Annotated in this window: 13 protein-coding genes; 4 read left to right on the top strand and 9 right to left on the bottom strand. The window is 39.5% G+C overall.

Features of this window, described 5'->3' with window-relative positions:
- Positions 1-149 precede the first annotated feature (149 nt).
- The 7 genes from BW935_RS08170 to BW935_RS08140 all read right to left on the bottom strand — a co-directional run bounded on the left by BW935_RS08170 (position 150) and on the right by BW935_RS08140 (position 9,159).
- Positions 150-884, bottom strand: a complete 735-nt coding sequence (locus BW935_RS08170) for a peptidase, M16 family protein (protein ID WP_245802664.1) — start codon at positions 882-884, stop codon at positions 150-152.
- 48 nt (positions 885-932) lie between these two features.
- Positions 933-2,972, bottom strand: coding sequence for a M16 family metallopeptidase (locus tag BW935_RS08165; protein ID WP_076500419.1), 2,040 nt, complete (start codon positions 2,970-2,972; stop codon positions 933-935).
- A 23-nt stretch (positions 2,973-2,995) separates the two neighbouring features.
- Complete coding sequence (locus BW935_RS08160) at positions 2,996-4,327, bottom strand: M16 family metallopeptidase (RefSeq protein WP_076500417.1); 1,332 nt, start codon at positions 4,325-4,327, stop codon at positions 2,996-2,998.
- Positions 4,328-4,713: 386 nt separating this feature from the next.
- Complete coding sequence (locus tag BW935_RS08155; protein ID WP_076500415.1) at positions 4,714-5,493, bottom strand: ABC transporter substrate-binding protein; 780 nt, start codon at positions 5,491-5,493, stop codon at positions 4,714-4,716.
- 192 nt (positions 5,494-5,685) lie between these two features.
- Positions 5,686-6,753 carry a M42 family metallopeptidase gene (locus BW935_RS08150; RefSeq protein ID WP_076500413.1) on the bottom strand — a complete coding sequence of 356 codons (1,068 nt, stop codon included), beginning with the start codon at positions 6,751-6,753 and terminating at the stop codon, positions 5,686-5,688.
- Between the two features lie 219 nt (positions 6,754-6,972).
- Positions 6,973-7,344, bottom strand: coding sequence for a four helix bundle protein (locus BW935_RS08145; RefSeq protein WP_076500411.1), 372 nt, complete (start codon positions 7,342-7,344; stop codon positions 6,973-6,975).
- 231 nt (positions 7,345-7,575) lie between these two features.
- The gene (locus tag BW935_RS08140; RefSeq protein WP_076500409.1) at positions 7,576-9,159 is read right to left on the bottom strand and encodes an acyl-CoA carboxylase subunit beta; all 1,584 of its coding nucleotides are present in this window, start codon (positions 9,157-9,159) and stop codon (positions 7,576-7,578) included.
- A gap of 211 nt (positions 9,160-9,370) precedes the next feature.
- On the opposite strand from BW935_RS08140, the gene BW935_RS08135 reads away from it, so the two are divergent.
- From BW935_RS08135 to BW935_RS08120, 4 genes are all read left to right on the top strand, one after another.
- Positions 9,371-10,330, top strand: a complete 960-nt coding sequence (locus BW935_RS08135; protein WP_076500407.1) for a Ppx/GppA phosphatase family protein — start codon at positions 9,371-9,373, stop codon at positions 10,328-10,330.
- Between the two features lie 25 nt (positions 10,331-10,355).
- Positions 10,356-11,429 carry an Ldh family oxidoreductase gene (locus BW935_RS08130; RefSeq protein ID WP_076500405.1) on the top strand — a complete coding sequence of 358 codons (1,074 nt, stop codon included), beginning with the start codon at positions 10,356-10,358 and terminating at the stop codon, positions 11,427-11,429.
- Between the two features lie 141 nt (positions 11,430-11,570).
- Positions 11,571-12,935, top strand: a complete 1,365-nt coding sequence (locus tag BW935_RS08125; protein ID WP_076500465.1) for a Gfo/Idh/MocA family protein — start codon at positions 11,571-11,573, stop codon at positions 12,933-12,935.
- Between the two features lie 139 nt (positions 12,936-13,074).
- The gene (locus BW935_RS08120) at positions 13,075-13,785 is read left to right on the top strand and encodes a DUF4397 domain-containing protein (protein WP_076500403.1); all 711 of its coding nucleotides are present in this window, start codon (positions 13,075-13,077) and stop codon (positions 13,783-13,785) included.
- A gap of 51 nt (positions 13,786-13,836) precedes the next feature.
- On the opposite strand, the gene cysM is transcribed toward BW935_RS08120, so the two are convergent.
- Complete coding sequence (gene cysM / locus BW935_RS08115; RefSeq protein WP_076500401.1) at positions 13,837-14,715, bottom strand: cysteine synthase CysM; 879 nt, start codon at positions 14,713-14,715, stop codon at positions 13,837-13,839.
- Positions 14,716-14,747: 32 nt separating this feature from the next.
- Positions 14,748-15,584 (bottom strand): serine O-acetyltransferase, encoded by an 837-nt coding sequence (locus BW935_RS08110; protein WP_076500399.1) that lies wholly within the window; start codon positions 15,582-15,584, stop codon positions 14,748-14,750.
- Position 15,585: the final 1 nt, after the last annotated feature.

The raw sequence follows: 15,585 nt of genomic DNA, 5'->3' as shown, positions 1-15,585 counted from the left end.
AAGCTGAGAAAAACCCTGTTTTTGAACGAGGGTCAGCAAAAACTGGCAAAAATGTTCGATTTTTGATTTTGGGTGTCCCAGTGTCGAAGTCAGGAGTGGAGACTTGATTGGATAAAATAAAAAAGGAGGCTCGTAAGCCTCCTTTTTTATTAATTAAAATCTGCGTCTGAGAAAACTTTGTTAAACTCAATAGACTTTATTTTTGACTCTAGTGGAAAAGGCAACATTGGACTTACTACCGTGATCGTATGAGGGTATAATACACCCTCGACATCTTTGTAATCCGAATAGATGATGTCACCAGCAGCATCAGAGCTTGACTTCAATTTCAAGCCAGAGCTTACAGAATAATACTCTACTGTCTTCATTCCATTTGAAAGCGTCAAGATCAAAACATTTGCCTCTTCACCCTCTACTTTTTCTGTACCTCTAAGCTCCATTGATAGCCCAAGCGCTTTATAGTGAGGCTCAGGAAACACATACATTTGAGACTTGGAAAGTTCAAACATCTCATCTGGAAGCTCTTGCTTTTGTCCGCCCATTTCAGCAAAACCTTTACCGTCTTTTAGAATCATCCTTTGCTGAACTTGCCCCATCACCTTCGTTTCTTGTTTTAAGCGCCCATTTTCAGAATCACTCTTAACTGTAGTTTCAATCATGGTGCCTTGAAAGTCTGCTTCCGTCAATACATATGCCGATTTTACTTTTGAAATTTTATCCATGCCACCCACCGCTTGAATGTACTTAGCAATAACTTCATCAGGATCTAACTCAGCAAGCATTATGACACTTGGCTGTACGATCTCTTTTTCGTTGAAAGGTTCAGCCTTGGCTCCACTACCAATAAGGAGTGCAGCGGCTAATAAAAAGATTGGCTTTTTCATTTTTTGAAAATTAAAATTAGAAATAAAATATTTATTGATCACTGATTATCAGTTAAATGCATTTTTATCTAATGCCTTATTGAACTCTACTTTCTTAACCTCTGAAGTAAGGGGTACTGGTATCATTGGGCTATTGATAATCATTTGCATAGGGTACTTCACCCCATTCACTTCTTTGTATTTTCCATAGGCAATCTCACCAGAAGCTTGTCCATCAGTTTTGATTCTCAAGCCTGATTCGACACTGTAATAATAATCGGTTGAAATTCCAGATTCATTCATCACAGTAACTTTATATGCATTCTGCCCATCCACATCCTTGACACCATCTAGCACCATTCCATAACCTAAACTTTCAAAATGTAACTCAGGAAATATGAACATGGTTAGTTTGGCAGCTTCGTACTGTTCCTCTGGTAAAGCTTGAGATTGTCCCTGAACAGCAACTGACATTTTTCCATCTCTCATTACTGTATTAGACATGACTCCTCCACCTACAATCACTTTGGTAGAGTATGCACCAATATTCTCATCATAGTAAAAATTCATACCTAACGTCATTCCTTGAACTTCCGCAACACTTTCCACCTTAGCAGTTTTGATATTTCTTAGAGCCTCCTCTCCTCCAATAGCTTCAAAAAACCTTGAAAGCACATCCTCTGCAGTCATACCTTCATCCATTGCTATCAGTTTTTCTGGATCACCTGAAGTGGTAAATCGCTGAACTTCTCCAAACACAAGTAGACTTTCTTGAATCGATCCATTTCCTACTACTGTAATATACATGTTGTCAGGCTTGAGGAATTTCTTAGCCGCAGCATTGACGTCTTCTACAGTCAATGCACCTAATCTTTGGAGATAAGTTGCATAGTAATCCTTTGGAAGATTATACCGTTCAATATTGATGGCAAAATTTGCAATTGTAGCTGGACTTTCAAGAGATCTACCAAAAGAACCGCTAAGATTTGCCTTAGCAGCATCTAATTCTGCCTGAGTGATGCCTTTATCTCGCATGTTCCTGATTTCGTAAATCATTTCATTCACGGCAGAATCTGTAGCGGTTCCTCTTACGCTTGCATTTGCTGAGAAGCTGGCCACAAGGTTATTGGATCCAATTCTTGCATAAGCTCCATAAGTATAGCCTTTGTCTTCTCTCAAGTTCATGAACATCCTAGAGGATCCGCCTCCACCGAGAATATAGCCTGCTACTTGGCTGGCCAAGTAATCTGGACTAGGAAGATGATTTTGAATTGGATAAGTAATATTAACTACAGACTGTTGTGCTGATGGTCTGTCTACTAACGCCACCACATTCTTAGCTGGAGGCTGAGGCATTGGATATTTGAACTTAGGGACTTCTGCTTGCTGCCATTGTGCAAAATGCCTGTTGACCAAACTTTTAGCTTGATCCAAAGTGACATCTCCTACAATAGCCAAATATGCGATATTTGGCCTAAAGAAAGTATCGTAGTAGTTTTTAATATCTTCAACTGTCACGTTATCTACTGTTTCCTCCGTTTCGTTTTCACCATATGGATGATCAGTTCCGTAAACCAACTTACTTGTCAAAATAGAAGATATCGTAGAAGGATCAGACTTTGCCGATGCCAACCCTGACTTTGCCTGCACTTTCAATTTCTGTAACTCTTCTTCAGGAAAAACAGGATTATAAAGTACATCGGCCATCAACTCTAATACTTTTTCCTGATGCTTTGTCAAAGTAGATGCTGAAATAGAAGTGGAAGATGCTGAAATACTTGCTCCAAGGAAATCTATCTCTTCGTTAAATTTATCTTTTGTTCTATTCTTAGTTCCTGCAGTCATCATTTGCCCTACAAAACTTAGCATTCCAGATTTCTCACCTTCTAAAATAGGGTCTCTATCTAAAATTAAAGAATAGGTAACTCTTGGTAACTTTTTATTTTGAATCACAAATACTTTTAAACCATTCTCCAGAGTAAAGGACTCTGCATCACCAAACCTGATTTCTGGAGCAGGGCCAGCGACTGGCATTTTTGTTCTATCTAGCTGCGCAAAAGAAACCGTTGCTAGCAGAGAAAATACGAATAATATATATAGTCTTTTCATATTGATTTTACATTTAACAAGTTTTACTCAGTAGCATCTGTTGGTTTCGGAAGATACTTCAGTACCACTCTGCTGTCTTTGTTCAGGTACTGGTTAGCTACCCTTTTGATATCTTCAGCTGTTACCTTTCTAAACTTATCTAATTGTGAATTGACATAATCAGCGCTTCCATAGAAAACATGCCCTTGAGCTAAGGACTGTGCTATATTAGCCACAGATCCAAAACCATTGACCAATTGTGTTTCTTTAATATTGATCAATTTTTGTAGATCCTTTTCATCTATTCCATTTTGCTTTACAGTAGACAAAACTTCATCTATTGCAACATTCAGTTCATCTATATCAACTCCCATATTGGCAATAGCCAACACCAAAAACATCCCTCCATCTTCTAGGTCATTTGGAAAAGCTACTGCTTGAAGCGCTTTCTGTTGCTTATCCACCAACTCTTTATACATCAATGAGCTTTTGCCTGAAAGCAAATAAGTACTCAATAGGTTCAAGGCATAGGTATCTGGATGATTTTTCTTTGGCATCAAGTAACCTTGAAAAATTGCAGGAAGCTGAATATTGTCATACACAACATCGACCTTTTGTGCTTTTAGCTTTTCAATTTCAATATTTGGTCTGTAAGGAGCCTTTTCCCCAGCGGGGATTTCCGAAAAATATTTTCTGATCATTCGCTCAGTTTCTTCATAATCAATATCTCCAGCTATGGAAAGGGTAGCATTATTTGGCACATAATACATCGCATAAAAATCCATAAACTCCTCTAATTTGGCATTGTCCAAATGCTCAGCAGATCCGATAATCGGCCAGTTGTAAGGGTGATTAGGGTAAAGTCTCACTGGCATTTCTCTTTGAAATGAACCATAAGGCTGCTCATCCATCACTTGCTTCATCTCTTGCTTGATGACCTCTCGCTGAGTATCCACGCCGGTTTGGTCTACTTTAGCATGCAGCATTCTTTCTGATTCAAGATAAAGGGCCAATTCGAGCTGATTTGAAGGAAGGATCTCGTAGTAGACCGTATAATCCTGACTTGTCCCAGCATTCAGGGTACCGCCTGCAGATTCTACAATTTCAAAAAATTTCCCTCTTGGAATATTCTCTGATCCTTCAAACATCAAATGCTCAAAAAAATGCGCAAACCCTGTTCTCTCTGGATTTTCATTTTTGGAGCCTACATGGTAAAGTACCGTAGTAGCCACAATAGGAGTAGTATTATCTTGATGTAAAATTACATGTAGCCCATTGTCTAGCTTAAATTCCCTAAACTCTATTTTATTTTGGGCTAATACTGAAAGTGCCAAACAGGCACTCAATAAAAGCGATAAGGTAAGTTTTCTGATCATATGATTTAGATTTATGGATTATTAATATCAAGTATCGTGCATTTAACTTAAGCGGTGAAAGATAGTTAAGAAAATACAAAATAAAACAACTTAAAATAAAAAAAATCACAAATAACAGCCATTCATCAGGTTTTTAGCATGATTAAAAATTATTTTTTAGAATCACACACACTAAAAATGTTCGATTATGTACACAATAGTTTTGAAAAATGTTCGATTTCGGTCATATTTCAATGCAAGGTATATAAGATCTCGAAGAACTTTTGAAGATCCTTTTTTAGCGCTTTTGAAATGATTGTATGATCTGCTTCACCGATCTACCGCAAGAGCCAAAAAGAAGAAACGCAACTAACAGTACTACAGAAAGTATTATTTTCTGATTAGATTTATTTGTTAATCCTCTTATGAAGTTCATTGAAGTAATCCATTGATTTCTTTAGTCTACTCCCATACCAAGAAAAAAGTTCTCCATCCACAATCATTACTTTGGTTTTGGGTAGATGCGCTTCGAAAATCTTTAGGTGCTGAACTTTGAAAGGAAATGGTTCAGAGCTCAAAAGTAAAAAATCAGGATGAAGTGATGCAATGGTAGAAATACTTAACTCTGGATACCTACTTTCTTGAATTAGGTTCTCAAAACCAGCTACATTGAGCATTACATTGATAAAATTATCCTGTCCTGCACACATGATAGGATTATTCCAAATCAAATAAATCGCAGTACCAAGTTTGGGCAAAGGCTGCTGTAAACTAGTAGAAATCTCTGAAATCAAATCTTGCGCAAGATCCTGAACTCCTGTAATCTCTGCGAGCATCGCCATCATCTCGAGCGAATCCTTCAGAGTGTAAATATCACTTATCCATACTGGATACTTTTCTGCCAACTTCTCTATTCCCTCCTGATAGTTTTCTTCCTTATTGCCAATAATCAAATCAGGCTGCAATGCATCGATTTTGTCAAAATGAAAGTTTTTGGTTCCCCCTATAATTTGCTTTTCCTTTTTCAAACCTTGAGGGTGAATACAAAACTTAGTAACCCCCACAATCCGATCCACCAAACCAAAATCCGCAAGCAACTCAGTTTGTGATGGAATTAAAGAAATGATTCTCTGCGGAGCCTCAGGAATTTCCACTTTTCTATTGAGTTGATCGGTGTAGGTGGGCATTTTGATCAGAGTTAGAAGGTTACAAAGTTGGAAGGTTTAAAGGTTTGGGATTGGTTGATTAAGGGATTAGGGAATAAGAGTTGGTTGATAGAGAGATTAGTTGACTGGGAGACTAGTTAACTTAATTTACCGATAACCCAATCACTATTCAACTGATAACTTGATAACTCAATCAACTAATCTCACTAATTACTAAACAACATACCTGAAATCAAAGCTAGGATCGAAGTCTTCTAGAAATCCTTTGATCAGTTGAATGACTTGATTGATATCATCTTTACTCGCAGTCTCTACAGTCGTATGCATATATTTCAAAGGAAGCGAAATCAAAGCAGAAGGTACCCCATCATTAGAATATGCAAAAGCGTCGGTATCTGTGCCAGTGGTTCTTGATGCAGTAGATCTTTGGAAAGGAATTTCTCTTTTTTTAGCTGATGCTATAATCAGGTCAAGTAGTTTTTTATGAACTGATGCGCCATAAGTTACTACCGGACCTTTACCTGCAACCTGATCTCCTGAGCTGATTTTGTTGTACATCGGAGCGGTAGTATCATGGCATACATCGGTGATAATAGCGACATTTGGTTTGATTCTAGCAGCGATCATTTCTGCCCCTCTCAATCCAATTTCCTCTTGTACAGCATTGACTACATATAAACCAAAAGGCAACTTTACCTTCGACTCATGAAGTAATCTCGCTACTTCTGCAATCATGTATCCTCCAATTCTATTGTCTAATGCTCGACCACTGAAAAATTTGCCGTTCAGCTCTGTTAATTCATCTTGGAAGGTGATCACACAGCCCACATAAATACCCATTTGCTCTACTTCCTCTTTGCTACGTGCACCGACATCGATGAATATATTATCCAAAGTGGGTGCTTCTTCCTTTCCATCTTTGCGGACATGTATAGCTGGCCAACCAAACACCCCAGGAATGATTTTTTCATCTGTATGAATATTCACCCGCATTGATGGCGCGATCATATGATCAGAACCACCATTTCGTCTGACATAAATGTACCCTTCTGGCGTGATGTAGTTCACAAACCAGCTGATCTCATCCGCATGGGCTTCGATAACCACCTTAAACTCAGCTTTTGGATTGATTACCCCTACGGCTGTTCCATAATTGTCAGTGAAATGTGTATCTACAAAAGGCTTGATATAATCCAACCAAACCTGCTGACCCGAAGCCTCAAAACCCGTGGGACTAGCTGTATTGAGATATTTGTATAGAAATTTATCTGATTTTGACATGCTGTTTTAGTTACTAGATGATTAGGTTAATTAAGTTAATAGTTACTGAAATATAGAATTGTTATATAATTGGAGTAACATATTAAATTCTTATTTTTAAAATTAGGGACTCAACGAAATTATGGATTACAGGGAAATTTTGTTTACGACAGAAAACTTAATTTAAACCAATTGTAATACAAAGTTCATTTTATTCAAAAGGATTTGTTTGTATGATGATTATCCACTTTTAGCTTTTTTCAAGTAGCTTATATAGCCATTCAACAACTTTAAGCAATCATTGTGGAGACTTCTAAAATCAGTAAGATCTTGTGTAGAGATATAGCCTTCATCAAAGGCGATGATCAAATGATCAAGTGTTTCCTCTAAGGAACCTCGAGCAATCCGGCAAAATTGTATATTTTCTTGATTAAAATATCTACCATAACCCTCAGCAATATTATTACCAATAGACCTTGAAGATCTCAAAACTTGATTTCCCAACACATACTTTTCTTCATTTGGGAATTTTAGAGTTAGCTTTTTTACAAATATCCGCAAATCTCTACTCTTCTTCCACACTTCTAAATCTTCGAAAGTCTGAAATCCCATGGGTTTTAGAATTTAATGATCTTTTGATTATAAAATCGAGTTTTTTATCAAGATCCAAACTTTAATGCTTTGAATAAATCACTTAGGCCCCCAATGAATAAACCAGTTCAAAGAAGTCAACTAGTCACAAAATTACTTGGCACTAACAGCCTAGTATGAATATACACAACTTTTATTTAATGACCACCTCAACTAATCTACTGTTTTACTAATCTCCCAGTAACCAATCGACTACAACGGTATATTCCCATGTTTTTTCCTTGGCAGCTTGTCTACCTTATTTTCTAGCATTTTGAAGCCTCGGATTAATTTCTCTCTGGTTTCTGATGGAATGATGACTTCGTCTATAAAACCTCTATGAGCTGCACGATATGGGTTGGCAAATTTGGCTGTATAATCATCAATCTTTTCTTGAAGCTTTTCTTCTGGATTTGCTGCTTCAGCGATTTCTCTTTTGAAAATAATCTCTGCAGCACCTTTGGCTCCCATCACAGCAATCTCAGCAGTAGGCCAAGCAAAGTTCAAGTCAGCACCGATATGCTTAGAATTCATTACATCATAAGCACCGCCGTAAGCTTTTCTCGTGATTACTGTAATTCTTGGAACTGTCGCCTCAGAAAATGCATAAAGTAACTTCGCTCCATTGGTAATGATACCATTCCACTCCTGATCAGTGCCTGGTAAAAAGCCTGGAACATCTACCAAAACCAACAATGGGACGTTAAAAGAATCACAGAATCTTACAAATCGGGCTGCTTTGATAGAGGCATTGTTATCCAAAACACCTGCCATGGACTGCGGTTGATTGCCTACGATCCCTATACTTCTTCCTGCCAAGCGAGCAAAGCCCACTACAATATTATCCGCATAATCCTTGTGTACTTCCAAAAATGACTCCTCATCTACAATCCCATGGACAACTTCTCTGATGTCATAAGGGTGATTGGCATTGTCTGGAATGATGTCATTCAGAACTACTCTTGACTCATCCTCTTTGAATTCATATGGATATACTGGCGCCTCATCCTCACAGTTTTGAGGGATATAGCTAAGTAGCTTTTTAATGTGATTGATACACTCTAGTTCGTTGGCACAAGCAAAATGAGTTACGCCTGACTTGGTACTGTGAGTACTTGCACCACCGAGCTCTTCGGCAGTGACAGTTTCCTGCGTAACTGTCTTGACAACATTAGGGCCAGTCACAAACATATAAGAGGTATTTTCCACCATGAGAATGAAGTCGGTAATCGCTGGAGAGTACACCGCTCCACCAGCACATGGACCCATGATCGCAGATAGCTGGGGAATCACACCTGAAGCAAGCGTATTCCTATAAAAAATATCAGCATATCCTCCCAATGACACCACCCCTTCTTGAATTCTAGCTCCTCCCGAATCATTCAAACCGATTACAGGCGCTCCATTTTTCATGGCCATATCCATGATTTTGCAGATTTTTTCTGCATGGGTCTCAGAAAGCGAGCCTCCAAAAACAGTAAAGTCCTGTGAATAGACATAGGTCAAACGACCGTTGATTTCACCATAACCAGTCACAACACCATCTCCAAGATAATGCTCCTTATCCAAACCAAAATCCTTGGCCCTATGCATGACAAACTTATCTATCTCTTGAAAAGTACCTTCATCCATTAGCAAATGAATCCGCTCCCTAGCAGTCAGCTTTCCTTTCTTATGCTGTCCTGCTATCCTCACTTCCCCACCACCCAGTAAGGCTTCTTCATTCTTTTTCTTCAATAAATCAATTTTGTCCTTGTTAGTAGGCAAGGTATATACTCCTTTGGTCTGGCTATCCATATTGTCTAAAGTTAATTTGGTTCTTTCAAATATACAGCGCGCTGGCAGAGCGCAAAAATTTTTCATGAAATTGCTTGCTTATTTTCCACCTGTGAAGACTTTCCAACTACCTATTGCAACAATTAATTATTTGATAACCTGGAATAACCTTCGGCTGCTGATTCCTTTTTAAATAAAACTTCTATATTCGCACAACTTTAATTGGGCGCTTATGATACTTAGAAAAGCTGCTATCATTGACATGGGTACCAATACATTTCATTTGCTATTGGTTGAGTTGAGTGCAGATAACTTTACAACACTTTACAAAGAAAAAATTGCCGTCAAAATCGGACAAGGAGGCATCAATCGCAACCTCATCACAGAGGATGCAAAGAAAAGAGCATTCCATACTTTAGGTCATTTCAAAAACCTGATCGATGGAGAAAGCATTACTGAAATTTTTGCATTTGCGACCAGTGCTGTCCGAAACGCTGACAATGGGCAAGATTTTGTAGCAGAAATCAAAAATAGATTTAACATCACGGTACACGTGATTGATGGAGTCCAAGAGGCACACTTGATCTATGAAGGGATCAAGTTTAGCGGTTCACTAGATGAAGAAACGCACCTGATGATGGATATAGGCGGAGGTTCCGTGGAGTTCATTATCGGCAACAACCAAAAAGCATTTTGGAAGCAAAGTTTCGAAATCGGCGGACAGCGACTATTGGATTTATTTCACTACCATGACCCAATTATCAGTGAGGAAATCACCAACCTGAACCTACACTTAGAAAACAAACTATCAGAACTGATATCAGCCATCAAAACATACCAGCCTACCAAACTAGTGGGTGCTTCAGGTACTTTTGATACTTTGAGTGACATGTATTACGAAACGATACATAGACAAAAAGGGAAAGCTGAACAATCTTTTATCTTGCCGAGAGATGGATTTGAAACTTTGGCTGAGCAACTACTCACCCTCAATAAAGCAGAGCGATTGAAAATCCCAGGCATGATCCCTATGCGTGTAGACATGATCGTTGTGGCCTCCTGCCTGATCAAGTATATTTTAAATTTTGTCCCCGTTGACTCATTAATCTGCTCTAGTTATGCACTCAAAGAAGGTGCGATATCCCAATTACTCAGCAATAGCATCTTGATTGCCGCATCAGAAATTGAATAATTAGATTCTAGGAAATATTTTGAGTATGAATACATTCAGCTACCAGGAACTTCACGAATTCACATACAACATATTATTGAAAATTGGCTGTCCAGAAGCGGATGCCAAATTAGCAACTGAAGTGTTGCTTTCGGCTGATCTCAGAGGAGTAGATTCGCATGGAGTAGCTAGATTATCGGGGTATGTGAGGCTTTGGGAAAAAGGTAGAATCAACGCCAAACCACAAGTCAAAGTCACATATGAAACACAAAGTACCGCTGTAGTAGATGGCGATGGTGGTCTAGGGCTTGTAGTAGCTCCCTTTGCCATGCAAGTGGCGATAGAAAAAGCCAAAAATGCTGGTACCGGCTGGGTCTCAGTCAAAAACTCCAATCACTATGGCATAGCAGGATACCATGCCATGATGGCATTGGAATATGATATGATTGGTCTATCTCTGACCAATGCCAGCCCACTAGTCAGCCCAACATTTTCCAAAGAAAGAATGCTGGGCACCAACCCAATTTCAGTAGCAATCCCTGCTGATAAACAACCTCCATTTGTAGCCGATATGGCAACCACCACCGCTGCCAATGGAAAACTCGAAATCCTTCAAAGAAAAAACCAAGATGCTCCACTTGGCTGGGTTCAGGATGCAGACGGTATACAGACCACTGATGCCAATGGAGTCAAAAAAGGTGGTGCTTTACTACCCCTTGGTGGAGACCGCGAGCACGGTTCGCACAAAGGCTACATTCTCGGATCTGTAGTTGACATTTTCTCTGCCGTACTATCTGGAGCAAATTATGGCCCTTGGGTTCCTCCTTTTGTAGCATTTTTAGAGCCTGACCCCAATCCAGTTGGAGAAGGTTTGGGTCACTTTTTGGGTGCCATGCGTGTGGACGCATTTAGGCCTGCCGATGAATTCAAATCTCACATGGACAATTGGATCTCTAGATTCCGAGCTGCTAAACCAATTGAGGGGCATGATAAAGTATTGATACCAGGAGATCCTGAGCGCGAACTGGAATCAGAAAGAATCTCCACCGGCATCCCTTTGATCAATCCTGTTGAAGATGATTTGAGAGCTTTGGGACTTAAGTTTGGGGTGGAATTGTAATTGAATTACAGATTGTAGATAATTGGAAGATTACTTAAGAAGGACTTTAACAGTTTAAATTACCCTTAAATAAGGTTTGAAACTCAGCACCATCAATTCTTTTGTATATTAAAGTGCTCAAACCTTATTATTTTTAACATGATGGAAAACCAAAATCAAGGAAGAAGATCTTTTATCAAGAGATCCGCTGCTGCATTGGCATTGGTGGGATTAGGACTGCCAAGTTTTGGACATATTCAAAATAAGCAACCGTTGAAAGTGGCCCTGATTGGCTGCGGCTGGTACGGAAAAATGGATCTTTGGAGATTGATTCAAATTGCAAAGGTAGAAGTTGTAGCCCTCTGTGATGTAGATGAACGACAGCTGCAAGAGGCAAAAAGCATCTTGGATACTAGACTTCCAGGCAGTAAACCGAAACTATACAAGGACTACAGGATCTTGTTAGAGAACAACCAACTAGACATCACCATCATTGGTACACCAGACCATTGGCATGCCTTACAGACAATTGCAGCATTGAAAGCTGGTTCGCATGTGTATTTACAAAAACCCATTTCTGTAGATATCATAGAAGGGGAGGCTGTGGTAGCTGCTGCTGAAAAATACCAAAAAATCGTACAAGTAGGCTTACAAAGAAGAAGCACCCCACACCTGATTGAAGCAAAAAATCAAATCATTGATACGGGAAAGTTAGGCAAAATAGGACATGTAGAAATCTGTTGCTATTACCACATGCGCGCCAAAGGAAATCCACAAGAAAAACCTATACCTGATTTTTTGGATTATGACTTATGGACAGGCCCTGCACCATGGAGACCTTATGATGGGCTTCCTCACAAAAGGTGGTGGAGAGCTTTCATGGAATACGGCAATGGCATCACAGGTGACATGTGTATCCACATGCTAGACGCGGTCAGGTGGATGCTAGACCTAGGATGGCCAACTCAGGTTTCAGCCAAGGGCGGTATTTTTGTCCAAAAAAATGAAAAATCCAATATAGCGGATACCCAAACTGCAACTTTTGAATATCCTGAATTCAACATAGTGTGGCAGCATCGAACTTGGGGAAATCCTGTTGATCCAGCATATCCTTGGGCCTTTAAAATTTTTGGAGAAAATGGTTACTTGGCTGGGAGTCCTTTCCAAGCTGATTTTGTTCCTTATGGTGAGGGAAAACCCATACATTGGGAAGCAGTCTACGAAAAAGATCAATTTCCAGAAGATCTGAACGAAAAGGACATCGAGCTTCATGCGGTTCCTGCTACAAGGCGCCATTTTCAAAATCTACTTCAGGCTATAAATGAAAATAGGCATCCTAATGCCAATATTTATGAAAGCCATATCTCTACGGCTTGCTGTATTCTGGCTAACCTATCCATGGAACTTGGGAGGTCTTTGACTTATGACCCTGCTACTAGATCTTTCCTTACTGATAGTGAGGCCAATGAAAAACTACGAAGACCTTATCGATCTCCTTGGATTCATCCAGAGCCAGACAAAGTCTAACCCTCAAGTGTGCATTAGGATTTCTATCCTCGATGCATATACATAATTTGAGCTATTTTTTTTGATATTCATTGTAGCATTTTGGTGAGCTGCTTCGTCTTAAAGGAAGAAGTGAAACTAAACCAACTATTTTACTACTATGAAGATTACACACAAAATCAAAATGCTCCTTATTCCTTTCATCTTTGGAATAAGTCTCAGTAGCTGTCTCGACAATAATGAAGGTGTACCATTAGAACCTCATGCGAACATTTCCATCTATCATGGAGCTCCAGAGACGGCATCTCTTGATGTTTTTGCCAATAGCAATCGCGTCACCAACAACCCATTTAGGTTTACAGAAACTTTGCCTTATCTGAGGTATTATTTAGGAGAAAGGACTTTCAAATTTTCACCTTACAATTCCGTGACCTCCTTGCTAGAGAAAACTTTTACCATAGAAGAAAATAAAGTCTACTCCATGTTTCTGACAGGGCTTCCAGATGATTTGGACGCTATACTTCTGGAAGACTCTTGGGGTGCTTTTAATCAAACTCAGGCTCAAATCAGGTTTGTACACCTCTCCCCAGATGCAGGCCTAGTGGAAGTTTTCTTGGAGCCGAGTGACTCCCCTTATGTTGACAATTCAGATTTTAAAACCTATTCAGATTTTGAAGCTGTAGATGCCAAAAGTTACAACATTCAAGTGGTGTCCAAGGATTCTGGCGAAACATTAGTGACTGCAAACAACGTTGAATTACGAGGAAATCGAGTTTACACCATCATCCTAAGAGGGCTTCTAGGAGAAGAAACTGATGTAAACAAAAAGCTCAACCTGCAATTAGTAACCAACTTCATCAACTACCAATAAAAAAATCCCGAGCCAAGGCTCGGGATTTTTGTTTTTATATCATTCAGGACATTAACCAAACAAATCTGAACTTAAATAGCGATCTCCCCGATCACAGGTAATGCAGACAATGACTCCTTCTTGGATTTCTCGTGCAATTTCTAGCGCAGCTGTCAGCGCACCACCACTACTCATCCCTGCTAGTATCCCTTCTTCCTTAGCCATCCTCCTTGTCATCATTGTCGCAGCTTCTTCACTCACGTCTATGATCCTATCTACTCGAGATTCATCATAGATTTTTGGCAAAAACGCTGGAGACCATCTTCTAATTCCTGGAATACTTGAGCCATCTGTTGGTTGCGTACCCACGATCTGAATTGCCTGATTTTTTTCTTTGAGAAACTTAGACACGCCCATAATCGTCCCAGTAGTCCCCATTGCAGAGACAAAGTGAGTCACCTGACCGCTTGTGTCATTCCAAATTTCAGGCCCCGTAGTATGGTAATGTGCCATGTAATTGTCTGGATTGGCAAATTGATTGAGAATAAAATAACCATCCTCAGCTGCCATTTTATCAGCTAAATCTCTAGAGTACTCTATTGTTTTCTCCGCTGGAGTCAGGATGACCTTGGCACCATAAGCCTCCATAGATAGCACCCTTTCTTTGGTAGAGTTATCTGGCATGACGAGCGTCATATTCACTCCAAGTAAATTTGCTACCATCGCAAGCGCTATCCCTGTATTACCACTTGTTGCTTCTACCAATTTATCGCCCTTTTTGATGTCTCCTCTTTCTAAGGCGCATTTTATCATATTGTAAGCAGCCCTATCCTTGACACTCCCAGCAGGATTTTGGCCTTCCAGCTTACAAAATATTTTGACTTTGGGATTTTCAGGAATATGATCCAATTCTACCAATGGTGTATTGCCTATCAATTCAAATAATTTCATAATAAAGGGTTGATTTTCTACAGCAACTATTCTTAGTCCTGATCATTTTTGAAGACATAAAGATCTGTTTGATCTTTTCCTGCATCATACATCTTGGCTTTGTAATAGATCTTTGAATGAGCAGGCACACTTTTAGTCAACCATACATTACCACCGATGACAGAGCCCTTTCCAATCACCGTATTACCACCCAAAATCGTAGCTCCAGCGTAGATCACTACTTCATCTTCTATAGTGGGGTGACGTTTGGTATCAGCATCTTCTTTGTGTACACTCAATGCACCCAAAGTCACACCTTGATACAACTTTACATGATTCCCGATTACTGTCGTCTCTCCGATCACCAAGCCTGTACCATGGTCTATACAAAAATGATGTCCAATACTTGCTCCAGGGTGAATATCTATCCCTGTCTTGCTATGTGCATACTCTGTGATGATTCTAGGGATCATCCTAATTCCCATCAAATACATTTCGTGCGAAATCCTGTAAGCTGCTATCGCATAGAAACCTGGATAGCACCTGAGAATCTCCGCCCTCGATTTAGAAGCTGGATCTCCCGCAAACATGGCATCCACATCTTGATGAATCAAATCGAAAACTTCTGATAGCTTAGCAAAAAACTGTTTACTCAACAATTCTCCATCTCCTTGATGTAGGTGCTTGTTCTTATTCAGGATTTTGGCAAATTGATCTTGTAATGCTACAAGGTTGCTTTCCACTTCTTTCCTCTCCCTTATGATATCTAGGGCATATTCTGGGAAGAGCAAGCCTAATAGAGAGTCAAAAAAAGTTTGTACTAATTTTGGGGATGGGCACTCAGGACAATCTTGGTGTGATTTAAATATTTTATCTACTAGCTGATCCATA

The sequence above is a fragment of the Belliella pelovolcani genome, assembly GCF_900156785.1.
Taxonomy (GTDB): domain Bacteria; phylum Bacteroidota; class Bacteroidia; order Cytophagales; family Cyclobacteriaceae; genus Belliella; species Belliella pelovolcani.
This window is presented reverse-complemented; position numbering and strand designations above follow the sequence as displayed.

Bases quoted from the DNA above. Each gene is read 5' to 3' on its own strand.
- BW935_RS08170 (WP_245802664.1), bottom strand. From the start codon at position 884: ATGAAAAAGCCAATCTTTTTATTAGCCGCTGCACTCCTTATTGGTAGT.
- BW935_RS08165 (WP_076500419.1), bottom strand. From the start codon at position 2,972: ATGAAAAGACTATATATATTATTCGTATTTTCTCTGCTAGCAACGGTT.
- BW935_RS08160 (WP_076500417.1), bottom strand. From the start codon at position 4,327: ATGATCAGAAAACTTACCTTATCGCTTTTATTGAGTGCCTGTTTGGCA.
- BW935_RS08155 (WP_076500415.1), bottom strand. From the start codon at position 5,493: ATGCCCACCTACACCGATCAACTCAATAGAAAAGTGGAAATTCCTGAG.
- BW935_RS08150 (WP_076500413.1), bottom strand. From the start codon at position 6,753: ATGTCAAAATCAGATAAATTTCTATACAAATATCTCAATACAGCTAGT.
- BW935_RS08145 (WP_076500411.1), bottom strand. From the start codon at position 7,344: ATGGGATTTCAGACTTTCGAAGATTTAGAAGTGTGGAAGAAGAGTAGA.
- BW935_RS08140 (WP_076500409.1), bottom strand. From the start codon at position 9,159: ATGGATAGCCAGACCAAAGGAGTATATACCTTGCCTACTAACAAGGAC.
- BW935_RS08135 (WP_076500407.1), top strand. From the start codon at position 9,371: ATGATACTTAGAAAAGCTGCTATCATTGACATGGGTACCAATACATTT.
- BW935_RS08130 (WP_076500405.1), top strand. From the start codon at position 10,356: ATGAATACATTCAGCTACCAGGAACTTCACGAATTCACATACAACATA.
- BW935_RS08125 (WP_076500465.1), top strand. From the start codon at position 11,571: ATGGAAAACCAAAATCAAGGAAGAAGATCTTTTATCAAGAGATCCGCT.
- BW935_RS08120 (WP_076500403.1), top strand. From the start codon at position 13,075: ATGAAGATTACACACAAAATCAAAATGCTCCTTATTCCTTTCATCTTT.
- cysM (WP_076500401.1), bottom strand. From the start codon at position 14,715: ATGAAATTATTTGAATTGATAGGCAATACACCATTGGTAGAATTGGAT.
- BW935_RS08110 (WP_076500399.1), bottom strand. From the start codon at position 15,584: ATGGATCAGCTAGTAGATAAAATATTTAAATCACACCAAGATTGTCCT.